The sequence below is a fragment of the Rhodoferax sp. U2-2l genome (assembly GCF_020594515.1).
In the GTDB taxonomy this organism is placed as follows: domain Bacteria; phylum Pseudomonadota; class Gammaproteobacteria; order Burkholderiales; family Burkholderiaceae_C; genus Rhodoferax.
On record NZ_JAJCTH010000001.1, the window covers coordinates 15,952 to 38,340 of the forward strand.

The window sequence follows — 22,389 nt, forward strand, 5'->3', positions numbered from 1 at the left end:
TCAAACGCGCCGGATAGTCAGTGGCTTGTAAGTGCCAACCTTGATATTAGTGGGTGAACGTCATTTAACAAAGAGGAGATTGATCTGTGAGCACACCGTCCGCCATTGAATCCGTGTTGGTTGAAAACCGCGTTTTTGAGCCCAGCGAAGCCACCGTGAAGGCTGCTCGCATTTCCGGCATGGACGGCTACAACGCCCTCTGCGCTGAAGCTGCTGCTGACTTTGAAGGTTTCTGGGCTCGCCTGGCGCGTGAAAACGTGGTCTGGAACAAGCCCTTCACCAAAACCCTGGACGAGTCCAATGCACCGTTCTACAAGTGGTTTGAAGACGGTGAACTCAATGCCAGTGCCAACTGCCTTGACAAGCACATGGGCACGCCTAATGAAAACAAGACCGCCGTCATTTTTGAAGCCGACGGCGGTGAAGTCACCAAAACCACTTACAAGGAACTGCTGGCCAAGGTCAGCCAGTTTGCCAATGCGCTCAAGGCCCGCGGCATCAACAAGGGCGACCGCGTCTTGATCTACATGCCCATGACGCTCGAAGGCGTGGTGGCCATGCAGGCCTGCGCCCGCATCGGTGCGACCCACAGCGTGGTGTTTGGCGGCTTCTCGGCCAAGGCGCTGCAAGAGCGCATCATCGACGCCGGCGCGGTGGCCGTGGTCACCGCCAACTTCCAGATGCGTGGTGGCAAAGAGCTGCCGCTCAAAGCCATCGTGGACGAAGGCCTGGGACTGGGTGGTTGTGAATCCATCAAAACCGTGCTGGTGTTCGAGCGCACCGCCACCCCCTGCAACATGGTCGCTGGCCGTGACATCACCTTCACTGAGGCGCTGGCGGGTCAAAGCACCGAGTGCGAGCCGGTGATGGTGGGTGCCGAGCACCCCCTGTTCATCTTGTTCACCTCCGGCTCCACCGGCAAGCCCAAGGGTGTGCAGCACGCCACCGGCGGTTTTGTGCTGTGGGCCAAGCTGACCATGGACTGGACCTTCGATTTGCGCTCGGATGACGTGTTCTGGTGTACCGCCGACATCGGCTGGATCACCGGCCACGCCTATGTGGCTTACGGCCCGCTGGCCGCTGGCGCCACCCAGATCATTTTTGAAGGGGTGCCCACCTACCCGAACGCCGGGCGCTTCTGGCAGATGATTGAGCGCCACAAGTGCAGCATTTTCTACACCGCACCCACCGCCATCCGTTCGCTGATCAAGTCGGCCGAGTCGGACGAAAAGGTCCATCCGGATCGCTCGGACCTGTCGAGCCTGCGCATCCTCGGTTCGGTGGGTGAGCCCATCAACCCCGAAGCCTGGATGTGGTACTACAAAAATGTCGGCAAAGAGCGTTGCCCGATCGTTGACACCTTCTGGCAGACCGAAACCGGTGGCCACATGATCACGCCGCTGCCTGGCGCCACCCCGTTGGTGCCCGGTAGTTGCACGCTGCCACTGCCCGGCATCATGGCCGCCATCGTCGACGAAGCCGGTCATGACGTGCCCAACGGCTCGGGCGGTATGCTGGTCGTCAAACGCCCCTGGCCTTCCATGATCCGCACCATCTGGGGCGACCCCGAGCGTTTCAAGGCCAGCTACTTCCCGCCGGAAATGGGCGGCACCTACTACCTGGCGGGCGACGGCGCCGTGCGCAGCGCAGACCGCGGTTACTTCCGCATCACCGGTCGTATTGACGACGTGCTCAACGTGTCCGGTCACCGCATGGGTACCATGGAAATCGAATCGGCACTCGTCGCCAAGACCGATCTGGTGGCCGAAGCCGCTGTGGTGGGCCGCCCAGACGACCTGACCGGTGAAGCCATCTGCGCCTTTGTGGTGTTGAAGCGTGGCGTGCCGTCTGGTGACGAAGCCAAGGCGATTGCCAAGCAGCTGCGCGACTGGGTGGCCAAGGAAATTGGCCCGATCGCCAAGCCCAAAGACATCCGTTTTGGTGAAAACCTGCCCAAGACCCGCTCCGGCAAGATCATGCGCCGCCTGCTGCGTTCGCTGGCCAAGGGTGAAAACATCACCCAAGACACCTCGACGCTGGAAAACCCGGCCATTCTGAGCCAGTTGGGTCAAGCTTACTGATTGGTATCCAAAGTGATGCGGCTGACCCTTCAAGCAAGGGTTGGCTGCTGGTTTTGATGGTTACTGGTCTTGGCGCCGGAATCCAAGAGCCCGCTGATGCGGGCTTTTTGTTGCGCACTCGGCGCTGCCGAGCCAAGGTGTCGGGTGATTGTTCTTCAGCCGTCCAGGCTGGCGCTCCAGCGGTTGCCCCAGGGGTCGCTGCGCAATTTGTCGGCATCACGCCGGTCGCGTTTGGTGGGGCGGCCTTGGTGCAGTGACAGCGCCGGTTCCGGGGCCAGGCGGCGTTGTTCGGCCGCTTGCTGGCGCAGTTGGACCGACTCGGCGGTTTCCTGGAACAGCAGAGCGGCGGTCGGCGCCGGGCCGCGTTTGTCGCAGACGGCTTGCACAAGCACGGTGCGCAGGGTGGATCCGATGCGCAATTGCACCGTGTCACCGGCCTTGACCTCGCGCGCCGGTTTGACCACCGCGCCGTTGACCTGCACCCGGCCCTTGTCGATCTCGTCACTCGCCAGGCTGCGGGTCTTGTAGAAGCGTGCCGCCCACAACCACTTGTCGATGCGCAATTTGTCCACGGTACGTCAGAGCAGTTTTTCGATGTCGGCCACCAAGCTGCTGCTGGTCGGGCTGGTCATGCTGCCGTAGCTGTCCACCACCTTGCCGTTACGGTCGATCAGGTATTTGTAGAAGTTCCACTTCGGGCTGGTGCCGGTGGCGTCCACCAGCTGTTTGTAAAACGCGTTGCGACCGGGGCCGGACACCACGGTTTTGGAGAACATCGGGAACTTGACCGCATAGGTGTTGAAGCAGAAGTCGGCGATCTCCTTGTCGGTGCCGGGCTCCTGTTGACCAAAGTCGTTGGACGGAAACCCCAGCACCACCAGGCCTTTGGACTGGTACTTGGCGTAAAGCGCCTCCAGCCCCTCGTACTGGCCGGTGAATCCGCAGCGGCTGGCGGTGTTGACCACCAGAATCACCTTGCCGGCAAATTGGCACAGGTTCTGTGGTTTTTCGTCCTGCAAGCGGTTGAAGCTGTGTTTCAGGATGGACGGGCAGGCTGTGGCCGTCGCGTTGGCTGAAGGGGCACTTGACTTGGTTGTTTGGGCGAATGTGTTGAAACTCACTCCAAGCATCAGCACACCCGCCAAAGTAGCCTTAATCCAACCATGAGCTGCGTCTGGTGAGCGGGGCATCCGTGTCAATCGTGGCATCGTCAAACTCCTAGGTATTTTTCCTGACGGTGCAGTTTACCGGTTTGACATTTTGATTGCCGTGACGGGCACCAGTGGCAGGCGCACAGTGGCGTCGAGTCCGATGATGTGTCCCTGTGCCTCGCGGTTGGCAAGTTCAATCTGGCCGCCCAGTGTGCGGGTGATTTCCAGGCAGATGGCCAGCCCCAGACCCGATCCGCCGGTGGCTTGGCCTGCAGAAAACGGCTGAAACAGGCGCTTTTGCAGATCGGGTGAAATCCCGGGCCCGCTGTCGCTGATGACCAGGGCGGCAACACGGGCGTCGCTCACCAGCGTGACGTGCAACGGGCCACCCTGCGGGCTATAGCGGATGGCGTTGTGCAGCAGGTTGCGGGAGAGTTCGCGCAGCATCCAGTCGTGGGTCTGAATGGGGCTTGGCACGGTGTCGATGTCAAAGTCCAGCTCACGGTCGGCGATCAGCGGTGACAGGTCCAGTGCCACTTCACGCAGCACCACAGCCCAATCAATGGTGTTGCTGGGGTTTTCCTGGGCCAGTTGCGCCACTTTCGCCAGCGACAGCATCTGGTTGGCCAGCACGGTGGCCCGTTGGACAGTCTGGCTGATTTCCTGTAGCGCCTGTTGGGGCTCCACATCGCCGCGCAAGGCAGATTGCACCTGGACCTTGAGCACCGCCAGCGGTGTTCGCAACTGGTGGGCAGTGTCGCGTACAAAACGTTTCTGGTTGTCCAGCAGGTCTTTCAGGCGGCTCATGGTGGTGTTGGTGGCCTCCATCAGCGGTTGCAGTTCCGTGGGCGCATCGGCCAGGTGCAAGGGGGTGAGATCGTCAGCTTCGCGCTGGCGAAGCAGTTGGCTCAAATGCCGCACTGGCCGGGTGGCGCGCTGCACCACCACAAACACCACCAACGCGATCACCGACAACAGCGCCAACTGCCGCAGCAGGGTGTCGATGAGGATCTGGCGTGCCAGCGTTCGGCGCAACTCCAGGGTTTCAGCCACTTGCACCACCGCCATGGCGCGGGCACGCTGCATGGCCACCGGCTGCAACAACACGGCCACGCGCACAGCATCACCCCGGTAGGTGTCGTCGTAAAAATCCACCAGCGCTGCATAGGGGCCAAGCTGCGGCAACTGGCCGCGCCAAGCGGGCAGGTCCTGAAATCCGTCAATCAATACACCGTTGGTGCTGGAGATGCGGTAGATCATGCGGCTGCGGTTGTCTGCCTCAAACACTTCCAATGCAGCGTAAGGCACGGAGGCGCTGAGCTTGGCCGCATCAGCCTCGCCCGTGGCGCTGATGTGTTCACCAATGGATTTGGCTGAAGCCAGCAGCGTGCGGTCATAGGCGGTGTTCACTGCCGCCAGTGCCTGGCGGTAAATCACCACGGTGTCGATCATGATGAACAGCACCACTGGCAACAAGATACCCAGCATCAGGTAGCTGCGCAGCGACAGCTTGTGGGTGGACAGGGTGCTGACCAGGCTCACGATGGCAGTTTGAGCAGGTAGCCCAGACCGCGCAGGGTGGTCAGGGTGGTGCCGGTGCCTTGCAGCTTTTTGCGCACGCGGTAGGCCACCACTTCGATGGCTTCAAACTGCACGTCTTGCAGGCCGGGAAAGACGGCCTCAAACAAGCGCTCTTTGGAGACTGCCTGCCCGGGGCGTGCCATCAAGGCGCGCAAGAACGCCAGTTCACGCGGTGCCAGCTCCAGCACCTGGCCCGCATGCAGGATGGCACCACTCTCCTTGTCGTAGCTGATGGTCTTTCCGTCGTGTGGGTTGGAGGCTGATTTGTCATAACTCTCCGACTGACGCCGGTGCAGCGCACGCAGGCGGGCTTCGAGTTCGTCCAGATCAAAAGGTTTGGGCAGGTAGTCGTCGGCACCGGCGTTGAGTCCGGCAATGCGGTCGCCCACGGTGCCACGGGCGGTAAGGATCAGCACCGGCGTGACCAGGCCTTCGTCGCGCGCCTGCGCCAGGATGTGCAGGCCGTCGCGGCCGGGCAGGCTCAGGTCGAGCAGCACCACGTCGGGTTTGAGCGCACGCCAGCGGCCCAGCGCTGCACGGCCATCGTCACACACCTGAACGTTCCAGCCCAGGCGCGTGAGACTGCGATGCAGCGCGGTGTGCAGGGCAGCGTCGTCCTCAACCAGCAGCAGCTTCATGCGCGATCCTCTGCCTGGCTCAGGTGCTCATGGCGCGGTGTTGGCCGCCAGCCGCCACAGCGAGGTGACTTCCTGGCTTCGGGCGTGGTGCAGCGCGTCGGTGGCATCGCTGGCTTTGGGGTGCACGGGCTTGGCATCGACACGGCTGACGACGCGCAGGCGGTTGGCTTCAAACAGGGCCAGCAATTCGTCGCGGCTGCGCAGGCCAAGGTGTTCGGCCAGGTTGGACAAAATCAGCCAGCCTTCGCCCTTGGGTTCCAGATGATCCAATAACCCAGCCAAGAATCCTTGGAGCATGCGAGAACCTTCGTCGTACACCGCGCGCTCAATCGGTGAGCCGGGCCGCGCTGGCAACCAGGGCGGGTTGCAGACGATCAGTGACGCTTTCCCAGGTGGGAACAAATCAGCCTGCGTCACCTCCACCTGTGTTTGCAGCCCAAGCTGGGCCATGTTGTCTCGCGCACAGGCCAGCGCCCTGGCGTCCAAATCAGTGGCGACGATGTGAGCGACACCCCGGCGCGCCAGCACGGCGGCCAGCACACCCGTGCCGGTACCAATATCAAATGCCAGCAGCTGGTCTCGGCCTTTGGGTGGCTTGGGCAAATGGGCGGTGGCCACCAGCTGGATGTATTCGCCGCGCACGGGTGAAAACACGCCGTAGTGCGGGTGGATGCGGTTGTGCGGTGCGTCGCCCAGCGCCGGGATCTCGATGCCCACACGCCGCCACTCGTGCGCACTGGTCACGCCCAGCAGCTCCCGCAGCGATGCCACCATGGGGCCTGCCTGCAAGTCAGGTGGCCCCCAAGCTTCTGTGCAGGCGGCTTTGGCGTCAGGCGCGCGGCGCAGCGGCACATGGTAGTCGGCATCGAACTCGATCAATAACCGCCCCAGCAGGCGGGCGCGTTGCGACTGCGCCAGCCGGTGCTGGTTGAAGGCATCCAGCAGCGGGATGGGGGTGGCGGCTTGTTTGCGCTTGCGTTTGGGCACCTGATCGGCACGGCGCCCCAGCGCTTGCAGTAACTGGCGGGCGTTTTGAAAGTCACCGCGCCAGAGCAATGAAGTGCCTTCGCACACCATTCTGTACGCACTGTCAGCGCTCAAGGTGTCGTCTGCCAGCACCACTTTGGTTGGGGGTGGCAGGCCGCGCTCGGAACGCCAGCGGGCGTTGCGCGGCTGATCGGCCTCCAGCCAGTGAATTTCTGGCAAGGCAATGGGGTTGGCGGGCAGGGCGCTTTTGGGCTTTGAAGGCATGGGGCGTGGACGCAGAAGTGAAGGCCCCGGTTGTAACAGATGGCCTGTATTGGGACCGCACTGGCGTGAGCGGGAGAGCTGCGCACGGGCTTGGTATTTTCCCTAGTGCGTGCGGACAGCCGTTTGACAGCCTGCCGCCGCAACATACAGGGGTCGTTAACCCACCCAGGAGATTGTGATGCGTCGTGATACCTTTTTGAAATCGCTCGCCGTGCTGGCAGCCAGTGGCAGCGTGCCGCTCTCAGCGCTGGCCGCCGTCAATATCAAGATGATGATTCCGGCCAACCCCGGTGGCGGCTGGGATTCCACCGGTCGCGCTCTGGGCAAAGCCTTGCAGGACGCTCAGGTTGCTGACGCCGTGACGTTCGAGAACAAAGGCGGTGCCGCGGGTGCGCTGGGTCTGGCCCAGTTTGTCAATGCCAGCAAGGGCGACCCGAACGCCCTGATGGTGATGGGCGCCGTCATGCTGGGCGGCATCATCACCGGCAAACCCCCGGTGTCGATCACTGCGGCCACCCCGATTGCCCGCCTGACCAGCGAGTACAACGTGTTTGTGCTGCCGGGCAACTCACCCTTCAAAAATATGGCCGAGGTGATTGCCCAGCTCAAGAAAGACCCTGGCAGTGTCAAGTGGGGTGGCGGTTCGCGTGGTGCCACCGAGCACATTGCGGCGGCCATGATCGCCCGCGACGTGGGTGTGGACCCGGCCAAGATCAACTATGTGGCTTTCCGGGGCGGCGGTGAGGCCACCGCTGCCATTCTGGGCGGCAACGTCACCATCGGTGGCAGTGGCTACAGCGAGTTTGCCCAGTATATTGAGACCGGCAAGATGAAAGCGGTGGGCGTCACATCGGCAGCGCGGCTCAAGGGCATCAATGTGCCGACGCTCAAAGAGCAGGGCATCAACGTCGAGATCGGCAACTGGCGCGGTGTGTATGGCGCGCCCGGCATCACGGCGGCGCAACGCAAGACGCTCACCGACATGGTCATCAAAGCCACCCAGTCCAAAGCCTGGGCCGAAGCCCTCGAGAAAAACGCCTGGACTCCGGCGGTGCTGGCTGGTGACGCGTTCGAGAAGTTTGTCGATGATGACTTCGCCTCGCTGCGCGCCACCATGGTCAAGTCCGGCATGATTTGATCGAGTCAGGGCACACACCATGCGTCAACACGGTCCGGCAACACACTCACCCCGGCTGCAACTTTGGGTGGGCATCGGGGTGGTGCTGGCGGCGCTGGGCTTGGCCGCCGGGGCGTACACCATTCCGTCCGCCTCAGGCTATGCCGGCATTGGTCCCAACTTTCTGCCCTGGGTGGTGTCGCTGGCCCTGCTGGCCTGTGGCGCGGCACTGGTGGTCAAGGCCAGCCGAGGGGGCTTTCAGAACATGGACGATCACTCGGGTGAACACCCTTATTGGCAGGGTTTTGCCTGGCTGTCGGCCGCCTTGCTGCTGAACGCGGCACTGATCACGGTGATTGGTTTCATTTTCAGCTGTGCCTTGTGTTTTGTGCTGGCGGCGCGTGGCATGCGCCTGGCAGAAGGCAAAACCGCAACCGGCCTGGCGTCGGTGGCCCGCGATGCGCTGGTCGGGCTGTTGATTGCCGCACCGGTGTACTGGGCTTTTACCAAGTTTCTGGGCATCAACCTGCCTGGCCTGACGCAAAGCGGGTGGTTGTGATGGAAGTCTGGGATTTGTTGTTGCAGGGGTTTGCCACCGCAGGCACCCCGGTCAACCTGCTGTGGGCCTTTGTGGGGTGTGCGTTGGGCACAGCGGTGGGTGTGTTGCCGGGCATTGGCCCGGCCACGGCAGTGGCGATGCTGCTGCCGATCACCACGCAGGTCGAGGCCACCGCCTCGATGATTTTCTTTGCCGGCATCTACTACGGTGCCATGTATGGAGGCTCCACCACCTCCATCCTGCTCAACACACCCGGCGAAACCGCCACGATGGTGACTGCCATGGAGGGCAACCGGATGGCCAAGAGCGGCCGCGCCGGCGCGGCACTGGCCACGGCTGCCATCGGCTCGTTTGTGGCGGGGTCGATTGCCACCGTGCTGGTCACGCTGTTTGCGCCGGTGGTGGCCGAGTTTGCCGTGACCCTGGGTCCACCGGAATACTTCATGCTGATGGTGCTGGCCTTCACCACCGTGAGCGCGGTGCTGGGGCAAAGCACGGTGCGCGGGCTCACCGCCTTGTTTGCCGGTCTGGCGCTCGGGCTGGTGGGCATGGACCAGATCACCGGGCAGGTGCGCTACACCGCAGGGGTTCCCGAGTTGCTTGATGGCGTCGAGATTGTGCTGGTGGCGGTGGGCCTGTTTGCCGTGGCCGAGGCCATGCACGCCGTGCTGTTTGAAGGCCGGGCGGTCGAGTCCGAGAACCGCTTGAGCCGGGTGACCATGTCGCTCAGCGACTGGAAGCGCTCACTGCCCGCCTGGCTGCGCGGCACCGCCATTGGCGCACCGTTTGGCTGCATTCCAGCAGGTGGTACCGAGATCCCGACTTTTTTGAGCTACGCCGCCGAGAAAAAGCTGGCCAAAGGTGAACACAAGGCCGAGTTTGGCACCCGCGGTGCGATTGAAGGTGTGGCCGGGCCGGAAGCGGCCAACAACGCCACGGTGACGGCGGCGATGATTCCGCTGCTCACGCTGGGCATTCCCACCTCCAACACCACCGCGATTTTGCTGGGCGCGTTTCAAAACTATGGCATTCAACCCGGGCCACAACTGTTCAGCAGCTCGGCATCACTGGTGTGGGCCTTGATTGCGTCGCTTTATATTGGCAACGTGATGCTGCTGGTGCTGAACCTGCCGCTGGTGGGGCTGTGGGTGAAGCTGCTCAAGGTGCCCAAGCCGCAGTTGTATGCGGGCATCATGATTTTTGCGACGGTGGGTGCCTATGGCATGCGCCAGAGTGCGTTTGACTTGTTCTTGCTCTACGGCATAGGCGTTTTGGGCCTGGTCATGCGGCGCTTCAACTTCCCGACTGCGCCCGTGCTGGTGGGCATGATTCTGGGCCCGTTGGCTGAAGCGCAAATGCGCAACGCCATCTCCATCGGTGAATGTAGCGCGCTGATTTTCTTCCAGCGCCCCATGTCTCTGGCGATTATGGGTCTGGTGGTGTTGATCCTGACCGTGCCGCGCGTGCTCAAGTGGCACTCAGAGCGGCTGCGTTAGACCTGTTTTGACAATGCCATGAGGGCTTGCCTACGACCGTCCGATCAGGGTGTGTGCATGGTTGTCGTTCAGCTTGAACGCGCCCACCACGCGCTCCAAATTTTCGGCTTGGTCTTGCAACGACTGGGCCGCCGCGGCGGCTTCTTCCACCAAGGCGGCGTTTTGCTGGGTCACCTGGTTCATCTGGTCGATTGACCGGCTGACCAGCTCGATACCGCCGGACTGGCTGGCGCTGGCGTCGGCAATCTCGCCCATGATGTCGGTCACGTGGCGGATGCTGTCCACAATGTCGTTCATGGTGATGCCGGCCTGCTGCACCAGGGTGCTGCCCGCTTCCACCTTGCTCACCGAGTCGCCAATCAGCGCCTTGATTTCCTGCGCGGCGTCGGCCGAGCGTTTGGCCAGGCTGCGCACCTCGGCGGCCACCACGGCGAAACCGCGACCCTGCTCACCCGCACGGGCCGCTTCCACGGCGGCGTTTAGCGCCAGGATGTTGGTCTGGAAGGCGATGCCGTCGATCACCGAGATGATGTCCACAATGCGTTTGCTGGAGCTGTTGATGGAGGCCATGGTGTCGATCACGCCAGACACCACGCTGCCACCCTTGATGGCGACCTCGGAGGCCGACTGGGCCAGCTCATTGGCGCGGCGTGCGTGGCTGGCATTCTGGTTGACAGCGCTGGTCAGGTCGGTCATGGAGGCAGCGGTGTTTTCCAGCGAATTGGCCTGCAGCTCGGTGCGGTTGGACAGGTCCAGATTGCCGCTGGCGATGTCACTGGAGGCGCTGTAAATGGTGTCGGTGCCCACACGCACCTGCTGCACAATTTGCACCAGACTGGCGTTCATGTCCTTCAGGGCCTGTTCCAGCTGGCCCATTTCGTTCTTGGACGTCACGTCAATCTGCTGCGTCAGGTCACCCTGGGCAATGCCCCGCGCGATCCGCACGCAGTATTCAAGCGGCTGCGTCACCACTTTGCGGATGAAGGGGTAAATCAGCATCAGCACCGGAATGCAGGTGATCAGCGCGGCCAAAATGGATTTGAGGCGCTGGTCAGCCAGGCTGGCGTTGACCTTGTCCAGCGACACCTTCATGCTGACCACGCCCAGCACCGTGCCCTCAGGCGAGGCGTGGCAGGTGGTGCAGTCCTTGCCCAGGTAACTTTTGGCGGCCAGCGCCGGGCGCACCGCACGCAAGTATTCACCGGTGGCGTCGGTTTGCACCTCGATCACGGCCTGGCCGGTGGCCAGAACCTGCTGTTCCAGGGCATCGGGCTTGACATCGTCTTTTTCGGTGCCGACACCGTAAAGTTTGATGACGGCCTCACCGCGCAACACCCGCACGTCCCGAATGGCGCCCAGTTGCTTGATCTGGTCGAGCAGGATGTCACGCTGACCGATGGTGCCGGTCACCATCATGCCGGTCAGGCCGGCCATGGTGGCGTCGTGCATGCTCTCAGAGAAGTCGGTGGCCTGCTCCAGAGCCGCCTGGCGTGTCACGTGGCCCTGCCAAATGATGACACCGGTCCACACCACCAGAAGGGCAACGCCGATGGTGGTCAGCAACTGGATCCATATTTTGTATTTTGAGGCTTGCACGAGGTCTCCTAACTGCCCTTGATGGGCAAATATACCCTTGATTGAATGCCAGCCAAGGAGCCTGCGCCGACGTTGCTTTGACATTGGACAAACTAAATGACAATTGATAAAGCAGGCGAGTCGGCGACCATCCGTGCGCGCTCCGGCAGGGGTAAATGCCCCATCCTGCCCAGATAACAGCCCGTAAAATGGCCGCAAATCACGAGGTGAAGCATGCACGGACGGTTGTCAATCTGGTTTGGTTCACCCGTTCAAACGCGGCCTGTCAGACCATGCCAGCCCTGAGTCCTGACCTGGCCACGCGCCTGCTGGCGGCTGTCGACAGCATGCCGGCGTTCCCCAAAAGTGTGCACAAGATCCTGACCTTGACGCGGGATGCGGCCTGTTCGCCCAAGGACCTGGTGCGTGTCATTGACAAAGACCCGGTGGTCACGGTCAAGGTGTTGCGGGTGGTCAATTCGGCCTATTACGGCCTGTCCGGGCAGATCACCTCGATGGACCAGGCGGTGGTTTTTCTGGGCTTCAACGCCATCAAGAACTTGGCGCTCAGCATCGCTGCCGTTGGCATGCTGCCAGACAGCCCGATGGCGGGCTTTGATGGCCAGCGCTACCTGTTTCACTCCTTGGCCTGTGCCGGCATGGCACGGCAACTGGCCCACCGTTTGCCCGGCGCCGACCCGCAGGACTGTTTTATTGCCGGCCTGTTGCACGACTTTGGCAAGGTGGTGGTGGCGCAGTTTATGCCAGTGGAATTTCGCCGCGCGATGGAGCAGAGTGTGTGGCAGGACGTCAGCCTGCATGTCGCCTTGCGGGACGTGGTGGGGGTGGACCACGCCACCATCGGCGCCATGCTGGCCCACAAATGGCGCTTTGCCGACGATCTGGTCCAGACCATTGCCCACCTGCATCAGCCCGAGTTGTGTGACACCGACATGATGGCCTGCGTGTTTGCCGCCAATCAGGTCTGCAAACACATGGGTTTCGACCTGGGCGGCAGTTTGCATCGGCAAGTGCTGGCGCCCAGCGTGGCCGCCCGCCTGGGCGGTAAACTGCAAGACATCATGGACGACTTGGGCGACATCACCTTCCTGGTGGAGGAAGCCACCGTGTTTTCGAAACTGTGAGCGCCGCCATCGCCTTCAAACCCACATCACGACACTGACATGACCGAGTTGCCAGGCACTGGTTCCACCGACGCGGCCAACCCTGCGCCCGCCCCAACAATTTTGTGCGTGGATGACGAGCCCAGTATCCTGTCGGCATTGCGCCGACTGTTCCGGGCCAAGGGGTTTCAGGTGCGCGTGGCCGAAGGCGGCCAGGCCGGGTTGGCGGTGCTGGCTGCCGAGCCGATTGACCTGGTGATTTCCGACATGCGCATGCCTGAGATGGACGGCGTCACGTTTCTGGAGCAGGTGCGCCAGCGCTGGCCTGACTGCATGCGCCTGCTGCTGACCGGCTACGCCGACATCACCTCCATCATGGGCGCGATCAACCGCGGCGAAATCTACCGCTACATCGCCAAGCCCTGGGACGACAACGACATCCTGTTGATCGTGCGCGGCGCCTTGCAGCAGCGTGACATGGTGCAAGAGCAGCGTCGGCTGCAGGCCTTGATCAAGGCGCAAAACGACGAGCTCAAGGTGCTGAACTTCAGCCTGGAGGTCAAGGTGGCCGAACGCACCGCCGAGCTGAACCAGACCAACGCCGCATTGCTGGGGGCCAACGAGCAGCTCAAGAACAACTTCATCACCTCCATCAAAATTTTCACCAGCCTGATCGAGCTGCGGGCCAGCCATCTGGCTGGCCACTCGCGCCGGGTGGCCGATGTGGCGCGGCGCCTGGCGCAAAAACTCGGGCTGGACAACAAGCCGTCGCAAGAGGTGTTTGTGGCCGGCCTGCTGCACGCGATCGGCAAGGTGGGTTTTGACGACGAACTGCTCAACACGCCCTTGGTGATGCTCAACACGGCCCAACTGCAGGTCTTTCGCAAACACCCGGCGCGTGCCGCGCAGCTGCTGTTGCCGCTGCCTGAGCTCAAGGGTGCGGCAGAAATCATTGTCGCCCAGCTCGAGCGCTTTGACGGCGCCGGTTACCCGGAAGGCCTGGCTGGCAAAAAGATCCCGCTGGGTGCCCGGATCTTGCTGGTGGCCAGTGATTACGACGCCCTGCAGATTGGCACGCTGGCGCAGCGAAAGCTGGCGCCATCCAAGGCGCTGGCGGCCATCGTTGACGGCAGTGGCAAGCGGTATGACCCCGAGGTGGTGGGCGCCCTGGCGGCCTTGATGGGTGAGGCCGGGCCAGCGGCTGCGGCGGTGCAACGGCCTGCGGACACGGTTCGCCGCGTCCGCGACCTGCTGCCGGGCATGGTGCTGGCGCGCGACCTGATCACCCCCAGCGGGCTGCTGATGCTCACCGCCGGCCATGTGCTGGACGAGGCGGTGATTGGCAAGATCATGGATTTCGAGAAGTCCATGGGGCTGCGCTTGATGGTTGACGTCGAGCCCGCTGCGCCATGACGGCGCACGCCCACGCCCACGCGCAGCACGAGCGGCTGCTCAAGCTGTATGCGGCCATGCTCGCCTGCAGCCAGACCATCATCCGATGCGATCAAAAAAAGTCCTTGTTTGACGACATTTGTCACCAGATCGTGGCGCTGGGTGGCATGAAGGCGGCCTGGATCGGCCTGTGCGGTGCAGGCGAATCGCAGGTCTGGCCCCAAGCCCATGCGGGCGACGGCCTGGACTACCTGCAGACCCTGCGGCTCAGCATGGGCAGAGATGCGGCCACGCTGGCTTGTGATCCGGTGCAGCTGGCGATGCGGGAAGACCGTGTGGTCTGGACGCAGGATCTGGCCAATGACCCCGACAGGGTGGCGCTGCACAAGCACGCCCAGGCCCATGGTTGGCGCGCGGCGGCGGCCTTGCCGCTGCGGCTGATGGGCAAGCCGGCGGGGGTGTTGTGCCTGTATGCCGACCAGGTCAACGGGTTTGACGCGGTGATACGCGATTTGCTGGCGCAGCTGGCGTCCAACATCAGCCACGCGCTGGGGGTGTTTGAGAACGACGCCCAGCGCCGCCAGGTGGCGTTTGCGCTGCAAGAGAGCGAGGTGCGCTACAGCGCGCTGTTTGCCAACAGTTGCATGCCGATGTTGATCCTGGACCCCGTCAACGGCCACATCGTGGACGCCAACATCCTGGCGCTTGATTTTTATGGGTGGGACAAGGCCAGCTTCACGGCGATGACGATCATGGATGTCAACACCTTGGCACCCGAGCAGGTTCGCCTGGACATGGCGCAGGCCGCTGCCGCCAGGCGATCTTTTTTTGAGTTCAGGCACCGCCTGGCCAATGGCGAGTTGCGCGATGTCGAGGTGTTCAGCCGCCCGGTCACGTTTGACGGCAAGGCCTACCTGATGTCGGCCATCCACGACGTCAGCGAGCGCCGGCTCCTGCAGGCCCAGGTGCGCAGCACCCAGGCGCTGACGCAGAGCTTCATGGACCATTTGCCAGGCGTGGCCTTTGTGAAGGACAGTGAGCTGCGCCTGACGCAGGTCAACCGTCAACTGGGCGAGCTGCTGGGTGTGCCAGCGCAGACCTTGATCGGAAAAACCGCCCACGATATTTTTCCGCCCGAACTGGCCGATGAACTGGCCGCGATGGACCGCGAGGTGCTGGCCCAGGGCGGCAGCAAAAGTTATGACCAGGCGTTCAACGGTCGCCACAGGGAAGCCACGTTGTTTGCCATCCAGGACGATGCGGGCAAGCCTCATCTGGGTGGCTTGGTTCTGGATGTCACCGACCGCTACCTCGTCAATGAGCGCACCCATGCCATGCTGCGGCTCAGCCAGATGGCAGGCATGCAGACCGAAAAGCAGCTCTTGAGCGAGGGTCTGCATGCCGCCCAGGCCATCACCCAAAGCAAGCTCGGCTTTCTGCATTTTGTGAGCCCTGACCAGGCCACCCTGGAGCTTGTCTCCTGGACGGCGGGGGATCTGGCTGGCGATGGCACCGAGGGTGACGCCTGTTTCCCGACCAGCCAAGCGGGTCTCTGGGCCGACTGCCTGCGCCAGCAGCAGCCGGTCATCTTCAACGATCAGGTGAATGCTCAGGCTCCGCTGCCGGGTCAGGTGCCGTTGCAGCGGCTGGTGTCGGTACCGGTGATGGACGGCGGGCGGCCCAGCATGCTGATGGGCGTGGGCAACAAGGCGGCGGACTATGACCAGCGGGATGTGGAAACCCTGCTGTTGCTGGGCAACGCCCTGTGGCGCATCGTCAGCCGCCAGCGCGCCGAGCGCGCGCTGCAGCAGCGGGTGCAAGAGCTCAGCGACCTCAACCGCGATCTGGCCGCCACCCAACTGCAGTTGTTGCAGTCGGAAAAGATGGCCTCCATTGGCCAGTTGGCGGCCGGCGTGGCGCATGAGATCAACAACCCGATCGGGTTTGTCAAGTCCAACCTGGGCACCTTGGCCGACTACGTGGACAAGCTGCTGGGCGTGACCCGGTCTTACGCCAAGCTTGAAACCTGCCTGGATGCGATGGATGATGTGGCGCGTGAACAAGCGCTGCATGAGGTCAGGCGGCGCAAGGCCGACGCTGATTTCGACTTCATGCTGTCCGATTTGCCGACGCTGATGGCCGAGTCGCGCGACGGCGTGGAGCGGGTCAGCAAGATCGTCATGGACCTGAAAAATTTCTCACGGGTGGGCGAGACGGAGTTTCAGTGGTCAGACCTGCTCCCGGGGCTGGAGAGCACCATCAACATGGTCTGGAGCGAGATCAAGTACAAGGCGGATGTCAAGCGCGAGTACGCTGACTTGCCGCCGGTGTTTTGCGTGGCCTCGCAAATCAATCAGGTGATGATGAATTTGCTGGTCAACGCCGCGCACGCCATTGGGCAGCGTGGGCACATCACCGTGCGCAGCGGTGTCGATGGCGCGCAGGTGTGGCTGGAGGTGCAAGACAGTGGCGAAGGCATGAGCGCCGCCACCCAGGCCCGCATCTTTGAGCCGTTTTTCACCACCAAACCGGTCGGCAAGGGCACCGGGCTGGGCTTGTCGATTGCGATGGGGATCGTCAAACAGCACCACGGCATGTTGAGCGTGCAGTCGGCACCGGGGCAGGGCAGCACCTTTCGGGTCACCTTGCCCATCGACGGCGGGCGCGGCGTGCTGCCGCCCGGCAGCCGCGGACCCGGCGCCGACCCCCGACCCGCCAGTGGATGGCCTGGCCCATGACAGCAAGCCCCCGGCGCGGCACCACCTGTCGGCTCAGCGTGCCCGGGGCGCTGTCAATCGCGTTGTTTCACCTTTGTTGAAAGTTCTAGATGTTCAGATCTGCGGAAATTGGCCACCGGTTGACCAAGCAAGCCTACCGTGACGCCGTGCCCGGTCTGCGCGCCGCCTTGCTGGATGCGCAGGTCAGCCTGTTCGAACAGCGCAAAACCCCGGTGGTGGTGCTGATCAGCGGGCAAGACGGCGCGGGCAAGGGTGAAACCATCAATGTGCTTTATGAGTGGATGGACCCGCGTTTTATCTCGACGCTGGCGTTTTCCGAGCCCAGTGACGAAGAGCGCGAGCGCCCACCCATGTGGCGCTACTGGCGCAGCCTGCCGCCCAAGGGGCGCGTGGGCATTTTTGCCGGCTCGTGGTACTCCGACCCGATCCGCGAGCGCATCCAGGGCGAGATCTCGGTCAAAGAGCTTGACGCCCGCGCCGAGCAGATCAACCGCTTTGAGCAGATGCTGGTGGCCGAAGGCGCGCTGGTGCTCAAGTTCTGGTTCCATTTGAGCAAAGACGGCCAGAAGCAGCGCCTGAAAGCGCTCTCTGCCGACCCGCGAACGGCCTGGCGGGTCACCCCATGGAACTGGGAGCGCCTGAAAACCTACGACCAGTTGCAGGAGGTGGCGGGGCATTTGTTGCGCCTGACCAACACCGCCGCCGCCCCCTGGGTGGTGGTGGAAGGCACCGACGACCGCTACCTCTCGTTGACCGTGGGCAAGGTGCTGCTGACGGCGATCAGCCAAAAGCTGGCACAAACCGCGCCGCCGCGGCCCCCCGTGGCACCGATGGTGCGGGTGGATCTGGACGGGCGCAATGTGCTGTCGGAGATGGACCTGTCCCTGGCGCTGGCCGACAAGCCCTACAAAGACCAGTTGGCGCGCTGGCAGGGCCGGCTGTCTGAGCTGCTGCGCGACCCGCGCTTCAAACACCGCGCGCTGGTGTGCGCCTTTGAAGGGGTGGATGCGGCGGGCAAGGGCGGTGCCATTCGCCGCATTGCCGCGGCCATGGATGCGCGCCAGTACCAGGTGACGCCGGTGGCCGCGCCCACCGACGAAGAAAAGGCCCAGCCGCACCTTTGGCGCTTTTGGCGCCACCTGCCGCGCCATGGGCAGGTGGCCATTTTTGACCGTACTTGGTATGGCCGGGTGCTAGTGGAGCGTGTGGAAGGCTTCTGCTCGGAGGCCGACTGGCTGCGTGCGTACGGCGAGATCAACGACTTTGAGCACGAGATGATTGACGGCGGTGTCATTGTGGTGAAGTTCTGGCTGCAGATCAGCCAGGAAGAGCAGCTCAAGCGCTTCAAGGCGCGCGAGCAGGTGGCCTTCAAGCGCTTCAAGATCACCCAGGAGGACTGGCGCAACCGCGAAAAATGGGTGGAGTACCAGCAAGCCATCTGTGACATGGTGGAGCGCACCAGCACCGGCGAGTCGCCCTGGACGCTGGTGGAAGCCAATGACAAAAACTTCGCCCGCGTCAAGATTTTGCGCACCCTGTGCCATCGGCTGGAAGCGGCCTTGCAGGGAAAAGCACCCTCTGCCACGACGGGCGCCGACAAAGCCGATAAAAAGCCCGCCAAACAAGAGAAAATAGGGCGCTCTGCGTCGGTGCAGAAGCCGTCCTAACGCATAACTTGATGTGTGCCTCACCATGAATGCTCCGCCAGCCACCCAAGCTCTCAAAATCCTGATTGTTGAAGACGAGGTGATCGTGGCACGGGACATTGCCCAACAAGTGCAAGCCATGGGTTACCAGGTGCTGGGGCCGACCTCGATGGGGGAGGAGGCGGTTGGCCTGGCCGGCATGTGGCGCCCTGATCTGGTGTTGATGGACATCCAGTTGGCGGGCGAGATTGACGGCATCACCGCCGCCCAGACCATCCGCGAGACCTTCGGCATCCCGGTGGTTTTTTTGACCGCTTATGCAGCCGACGACATCCTGGCGCGCGCCAAACTCACCGAGCCCTTTGGCTACGTGCTCAAGCCGTTTTCCGAGCGCGAACTCAGCACCGTGCTGGCGATGGCCCTGTACAAACACCAGGCCGAGGCGAAATTGCTCACCACCACCCGCCAGCTGCAAGCCCTGTCGCGCCGGGTGCTGGAAGCCCAGGAGCAGGAGCGCCGCCGCGTCGCCATTGAACTGCATGACGAGCTGGGCCAGTCGCTTACTGCCATCAAGATCAACCTGCAACTCGGCGAGCGCTTCAAGGACCAGGCGCCCGCTGACCTGTACCAGGAAAACATCCGCATCGTCGAAGACGCGCTGCAGCAGGTGCGCTCACTCGCCACCGCGCTGCGGCCCTCCATGCTGGACGACCTGGGGCTGGCCCCGGCACTGAAATGGATGGCCGAGCAAAGCGCCAGCCGCAGCGGGTTTGAGGTGCAGTTCCACCACGAACGCACGCTGGAGCGCTTGGCCCCGGAGATTGAAACCGCGTGTTTTCGCATCGTGCAGGAAGCCTTGACCAACATCACCCGCCACGCCCAGGCCAGCAAGGTGAAGATCAACCTGCGCCGCGACGCCGATGACATGGTGCTCACCGTGGCCGACGATGGCCGGGGGTTTGATACCGCCGCCATGCGTGAGCGTGCCGCCGCCGGTGCCAGCCTGGGTGTGCTGGGCATGCAGGAGCGCGCCACCTTGCTCGGCGGCACGCTGGACATCAGCGCCCAGCCGGGCCAAGGCAGCACGGTGACGCTGCGCTGCCCGTGGCGCACCCAAGGGGAGAACGTATGAGCGGCACGCGGGTTTTGCTGGCCGACGATCACACGCTGGTGCGCGCGGGCCTGCGCAAGCTGCTGGAGTCGATGCCCGACATCCACGTGGTGGGCGAGGCAGGCGACGGCCTGGCGCTGTTGGCGCTGGCTGAGCAACTGCAGCCGCATCTGGTGCTGATGGACATCGCCATGCCGGGCTTGAACGGCCTGGAAGCCACGGCGCGCCTCATCAAGGCCATGCCCGGTATCCGGGTGATGATTTTGTCGATGCACCAGAACGAAGAATATGTGCGCCGCGCCCTGCGCCATGGCGCGGTGGCTTACCTGCTGAAAGACTCGGCACCGATGGAGCTGGAGCTCGCCATGACCGCCGTGCTGCGGGGTGAGACGTATCTGAGCCCGGCGGTGTCCAAAGGCGTGCTGGATGACTATGTGCACCGCCTGCGCGAGGACGACCAGCCGTCTGAGCACCTGTCACCGCGCCAGCGCGAGGTGCTGCAGTTGATTGCGGAAGGCCTGAGCACCAAAGACATCGCCCGCCGGCTCGATTTGTCGGTCAAAACCGTGGAAACCCACCGCACCACCCTGATGCGCCAGCTCGATGTGCATGAGGTGACCGGGCTGGTTCGCCATGCGCTCAAACTGGGTCTGGTGACCCTTTGAGGCCAGCATCGGCAGCGGCGGCGCCGGGTTTCAGGTGTTTTCTGGTGCGCGGTCAGGTGTTTCCCGGATGTTGTGGCGGGCCTGCGCGACGTATCCTGAGCCATGCTTAAAACTCCAGACACCTTCGCCGCCGGTGCGAGGCCGCCCAAGACCAAAAACCCCTCGCGTATCCTGGTGGTGGAAGACGAGGCGATTGTCCGGCGCGACATCCGTCTGCAGCTCCAGGCCCAGGGTTATCTGGTGGTGGGCGAAGCCTGTTCGGGCGAAGAGGCGGTGTTTCTCACCGGGCGGCTGCGCCCGGACCTGGTGCTGGTGGACATTGGGCTGGGCCCGGGCATGGACGGCATTGCCGCAGCCCACGCCATCCGTGAACACCAGGCGCTGCCGGTGGTCTTTTTGACCGCCTACGCGGCCGACGACATCCTGGACCGCGCCATGCTGGCCGAGCCCTATGGCTACATCCTCAAACCCTTTTCCGAGCGCGAGCTGCACACGGTGCTGCAAATGGCGCTGTACAAACACCGGGTGGATGTGCGTGAAAAGGAGCTGGCCGAGCGCAACCGGGTCATCCTGGACAACCTGAGCAGCGGCGTGCTGACGGTGAGCGCCCGGGGTGTGGTGGAGTCGTACAACCAAGGTGCCTGCAGCATTTTTGGCTACACCGCCGACCAGGTGCTGGGCCGCAATGTGTCGATGTTGATGCCCGAGGCGTTTCGCGCGCGGCACCATGGTTACATGCGGCTGAACGACTCACCTGAGCTCGATTGGGTGATGTCGCACAAGCGTGAGGTGCATGGTTTGCGACAGGACGGCACGGTTTTCCCGCTGATATTGACGGTGTCGCGCATCATGGTGTCCGAGCAGGCCAGCTACATCGTCATCCTGTCGGACCTGAGTGAGCGTCTGCGGGCCGAAGAAACCATCAAAAGCCTGTCTTTTTACGACGAACTCACCGGCCTGCCCAACCGCCGTTTTTTGCTGGAGCAGCTCAAGAAGGCAATCAGTGCCGCAGCGCGCACAGATCAGCACGGGGCGTTGATTTTTCTGGACATGGACCATTTCCGGCACACCAACGAAGCCTTCGGGCCCGGGTATGGCGACGACCTGCTGCGCGAGGTGGCGGCGCGCCTGAAGACCTGCGTGCGTGACAACGACACCGTGGCGCACCTGGGTGGCGACGAGTTCATGGTGATGCTTGACGCGCTGGGTCAGGCCAATCAGAGCGCGGCGGCGCATGCCGAGACGGTGGCCCACAAGATTCGGCAGGCTTTGTGCCAGCCCTACCTCTTGCGCGGGCGAGCGCACACCAGCTCGGCCAGCGTAGGCATTGTGGTGTTTGACAAAGACGCGGGCGAGTTGGATGAGCTGCTCAAGATGACCGACGTGGCCATGTACCAGGCCAAGGGGGCGGGGCGCAACACCGTGCGGTTTTATGACCCGGCCCTGCAGGCGCTGGCGCTGGCGCGCACCGAGCTGGTCAAGGACATCCAGCGGGCCCTGATCGCGCAGGAATTTGTGCTGCACTACCAGGTGCAGGTGGACGCCCGGGGCCAGACGCAGGGCGCCGAGGCGCTGGTGCGCTGGCAGCACCCGCAACGCGGCCTGATGATGCCGGCCCAGTTCATCGCGGTGGCTGAGGAATCCGGCCTGATTCTGCAGCTGGGCCAATGGGTGCTGGACGCTGCCTGCCGCCAGCTGATGGTCTGGTCCGGTGCGCCTGAAACCGCCCACTGGACCATGGCCGTGAATGTCAGCGCGTTGCAGTTCTCGCGCGACGATTTTGTGCCAACGGTGGCGCAGGCCATTCGCCAGAGCCAGATTGATCCGCACAAACTCAAGCTGGAGCTGACCGAGAGCATGCTCATTGGTGATGTGCAGGAAGCCATCGTCAAGATGAGTCAGCTCAAGGCCCTGGGGGTGAGTTTTTCGCTGGACGACTTTGGCACCGGCTACTCGTCGCTGACCTACCTCAAACGCTTGCCGATGGACCAGCTCAAGATTGACCAGACCTTTGTTCGTGACCTGCTGACCGACCCGGACGACGCCGTGATTTCACAGGCCATTGTGGCGCTGGGCCACAATCTGGGCATGCAGGTGATTGCGGAAGGGGTGGAAACCCAGGGACAGCACGATGTGCTGGTCAGCATGGGGTGTGATGCTTTCCAGGGTTACCTGTTTGGAAGGCCGGTGCCCCACCGGGCGCTAGCCGAGACATCATCCAAGTGACCAAGGCCTTGGCCCACCGCCCTTCTTGCTTTTGGGTA

General features: G+C 63.0%; 17 protein-coding genes. 11 read left to right on the forward strand and 6 right to left on the reverse strand.

The annotated features are described in order from the left end of the window. The first annotated feature begins 86 nt into the window (after positions 1–86). Entirely contained in the window at positions 87–2,081 is a 1,995-nt protein-coding gene (gene acs / locus LHU53_RS00075; RefSeq protein WP_227330044.1) for an acetate--CoA ligase, read from the forward strand. 155 nt (positions 2,082–2,236) lie between these two features. On the opposite strand, the gene LHU53_RS00080 is transcribed toward acs, so the two are convergent. The 5 genes from LHU53_RS00080 to LHU53_RS00100 all read right to left on the reverse strand — a co-directional run bounded on the left by LHU53_RS00080 (position 2,237) and on the right by LHU53_RS00100 (position 6,702). Beyond that, positions 2,237–2,653 (reverse strand): S4 domain-containing protein, encoded by a 417-nt coding sequence (locus LHU53_RS00080; protein WP_227330045.1) that lies wholly within the window; start codon positions 2,651–2,653, stop codon positions 2,237–2,239. Between the two features lie 6 nt (positions 2,654–2,659). Next, positions 2,660–3,211: a glutathione peroxidase gene (locus LHU53_RS00085; protein WP_255631688.1), complete on the reverse strand. Its 552-nt coding sequence runs from the start codon at positions 3,209–3,211 to the stop codon at positions 2,660–2,662. 114 nt (positions 3,212–3,325) lie between these two features. Then, positions 3,326–4,720: a sensor histidine kinase gene (locus LHU53_RS00090; protein ID WP_227330337.1), complete on the reverse strand. Its 1,395-nt coding sequence runs from the start codon at positions 4,718–4,720 to the stop codon at positions 3,326–3,328. Between the two features lie 50 nt (positions 4,721–4,770). After that, positions 4,771–5,451 carry a response regulator transcription factor gene (locus LHU53_RS00095; protein WP_227330047.1) on the reverse strand — a complete coding sequence of 227 codons (681 nt, stop codon included), beginning with the start codon at positions 5,449–5,451 and terminating at the stop codon, positions 4,771–4,773. A 27-nt stretch (positions 5,452–5,478) separates the two neighbouring features. Further along, a complete protein-coding gene (locus tag LHU53_RS00100; RefSeq protein WP_227330048.1) occupies positions 5,479–6,702 on the reverse strand; it encodes a class I SAM-dependent methyltransferase in 1,224 nt (407 codons plus the stop codon). 178 nt (positions 6,703–6,880) lie between these two features. Here LHU53_RS00100 and LHU53_RS00105 point away from each other — a divergent pair, with 178 nt between their 5' ends. The 3 genes from LHU53_RS00105 to LHU53_RS00115 are packed head-to-tail and all read left to right on the forward strand — an operon-like array spanning position 6,881 to position 9,874. Beyond that, a complete protein-coding gene (locus tag LHU53_RS00105; protein ID WP_227330049.1) occupies positions 6,881–7,840 on the forward strand; it encodes a tripartite tricarboxylate transporter substrate binding protein in 960 nt (319 codons plus the stop codon). Positions 7,841–7,859: 19 nt separating this feature from the next. Next, a complete protein-coding gene (locus tag LHU53_RS00110; RefSeq protein WP_227330050.1) occupies positions 7,860–8,378 on the forward strand; it encodes a tripartite tricarboxylate transporter TctB family protein in 519 nt (172 codons plus the stop codon). Next, a complete protein-coding gene (locus LHU53_RS00115; RefSeq protein WP_227330051.1) occupies positions 8,378–9,874 on the forward strand; it encodes a tripartite tricarboxylate transporter permease in 1,497 nt (498 codons plus the stop codon). The genes LHU53_RS00110 and LHU53_RS00115 overlap by 1 nt, the downstream gene beginning before the upstream one ends. 30 nt (positions 9,875–9,904) lie before the next feature. Here the strand turns inward: LHU53_RS00115 and LHU53_RS00120 are convergent, their stop codons facing one another. Then, positions 9,905–11,470 carry a methyl-accepting chemotaxis protein gene (locus LHU53_RS00120; protein WP_227330052.1) on the reverse strand — a complete coding sequence of 522 codons (1,566 nt, stop codon included), beginning with the start codon at positions 11,468–11,470 and terminating at the stop codon, positions 9,905–9,907. A 272-nt stretch (positions 11,471–11,742) separates the two neighbouring features. Between LHU53_RS00120 and LHU53_RS00125 the strand changes: the two genes are divergently transcribed. The 7 genes from LHU53_RS00125 to LHU53_RS00160 all read left to right on the forward strand — a co-directional run bounded on the left by LHU53_RS00125 (position 11,743) and on the right by LHU53_RS00160 (position 22,351). Then, a complete protein-coding gene (locus tag LHU53_RS00125; protein ID WP_227330053.1) occupies positions 11,743–12,594 on the forward strand; it encodes an HDOD domain-containing protein in 852 nt (283 codons plus the stop codon). 39 nt (positions 12,595–12,633) lie between these two features. After that, positions 12,634–13,986 carry an HD domain-containing phosphohydrolase gene (locus LHU53_RS00130; RefSeq protein WP_227330054.1) on the forward strand — a complete coding sequence of 451 codons (1,353 nt, stop codon included), beginning with the start codon at positions 12,634–12,636 and terminating at the stop codon, positions 13,984–13,986. Next, positions 13,983–16,703, forward strand: coding sequence for a GAF domain-containing protein (locus LHU53_RS19640; protein ID WP_304621917.1), 2,721 nt, complete (start codon positions 13,983–13,985; stop codon positions 16,701–16,703). Before LHU53_RS00130 ends, LHU53_RS19640 begins: the two co-directional genes overlap by 4 nt. An 89-nt stretch (positions 16,704–16,792) precedes the next feature. Further along, positions 16,793–18,370, forward strand: a complete 1,578-nt coding sequence (gene pap / locus LHU53_RS00145; protein ID WP_227330055.1) for a polyphosphate:AMP phosphotransferase — start codon at positions 16,793–16,795, stop codon at positions 18,368–18,370. Positions 18,371–18,395: 25 nt separating this feature from the next. Further along, the gene (locus LHU53_RS00150; RefSeq protein ID WP_227330056.1) at positions 18,396–19,481 is read left to right on the forward strand and encodes a response regulator; all 1,086 of its coding nucleotides are present in this window, start codon (positions 18,396–18,398) and stop codon (positions 19,479–19,481) included. Then, positions 19,478–20,125, forward strand: coding sequence for a response regulator transcription factor (locus LHU53_RS00155; protein ID WP_227330057.1), 648 nt, complete (start codon positions 19,478–19,480; stop codon positions 20,123–20,125). The genes LHU53_RS00150 and LHU53_RS00155 overlap by 4 nt, the downstream gene beginning before the upstream one ends. Positions 20,126–20,227: 102 nt before the next feature. Then, on the forward strand, positions 20,228–22,351 hold the full coding sequence (locus LHU53_RS00160) for a bifunctional diguanylate cyclase/phosphodiesterase (RefSeq protein ID WP_227330058.1): 2,124 nt from the start codon (positions 20,228–20,230) through the stop codon (positions 22,349–22,351). Positions 22,352–22,389: the final 38 nt, after the last annotated feature.

What these genes read in the sequence shown, in the direction of transcription:
- pap (WP_227330055.1), top strand. Translation starts at nt 16,793, where the DNA reads ATGTTCAGATCTGCGGAAATTGGCCACCGGTTGACCAAGCAAGCCTAC.
- LHU53_RS00130 (WP_227330054.1), top strand. Translation starts at nt 12,634, where the DNA reads ATGACCGAGTTGCCAGGCACTGGTTCCACCGACGCGGCCAACCCTGCG.
- LHU53_RS00100 (WP_227330048.1), bottom strand. Translation starts at nt 6,702, where the DNA reads ATGCCTTCAAAGCCCAAAAGCGCCCTGCCCGCCAACCCCATTGCCTTG.
- LHU53_RS19640 (WP_304621917.1), top strand. Translation starts at nt 13,983, where the DNA reads ATGACGGCGCACGCCCACGCCCACGCGCAGCACGAGCGGCTGCTCAAG.
- LHU53_RS00155 (WP_227330057.1), top strand. Translation starts at nt 19,478, where the DNA reads ATGAGCGGCACGCGGGTTTTGCTGGCCGACGATCACACGCTGGTGCGC.
- LHU53_RS00105 (WP_227330049.1), top strand. Translation starts at nt 6,881, where the DNA reads ATGCGTCGTGATACCTTTTTGAAATCGCTCGCCGTGCTGGCAGCCAGT.
- LHU53_RS00110 (WP_227330050.1), top strand. Translation starts at nt 7,860, where the DNA reads ATGCGTCAACACGGTCCGGCAACACACTCACCCCGGCTGCAACTTTGG.
- LHU53_RS00090 (WP_227330337.1), bottom strand. Translation starts at nt 4,720, where the DNA reads ATGCTGGGTATCTTGTTGCCAGTGGTGCTGTTCATCATGATCGACACC.
- LHU53_RS00115 (WP_227330051.1), top strand. Translation starts at nt 8,378, where the DNA reads ATGGAAGTCTGGGATTTGTTGTTGCAGGGGTTTGCCACCGCAGGCACC.
- LHU53_RS00160 (WP_227330058.1), top strand. Translation starts at nt 20,228, where the DNA reads ATGCTTAAAACTCCAGACACCTTCGCCGCCGGTGCGAGGCCGCCCAAG.
- LHU53_RS00085 (WP_255631688.1), bottom strand. Translation starts at nt 3,211, where the DNA reads ATGCTTGGAGTGAGTTTCAACACATTCGCCCAAACAACCAAGTCAAGT.
- LHU53_RS00095 (WP_227330047.1), bottom strand. Translation starts at nt 5,451, where the DNA reads ATGAAGCTGCTGCTGGTTGAGGACGACGCTGCCCTGCACACCGCGCTG.
- LHU53_RS00125 (WP_227330053.1), top strand. Translation starts at nt 11,743, where the DNA reads ATGCCAGCCCTGAGTCCTGACCTGGCCACGCGCCTGCTGGCGGCTGTC.
- LHU53_RS00150 (WP_227330056.1), top strand. Translation starts at nt 18,396, where the DNA reads ATGAATGCTCCGCCAGCCACCCAAGCTCTCAAAATCCTGATTGTTGAA.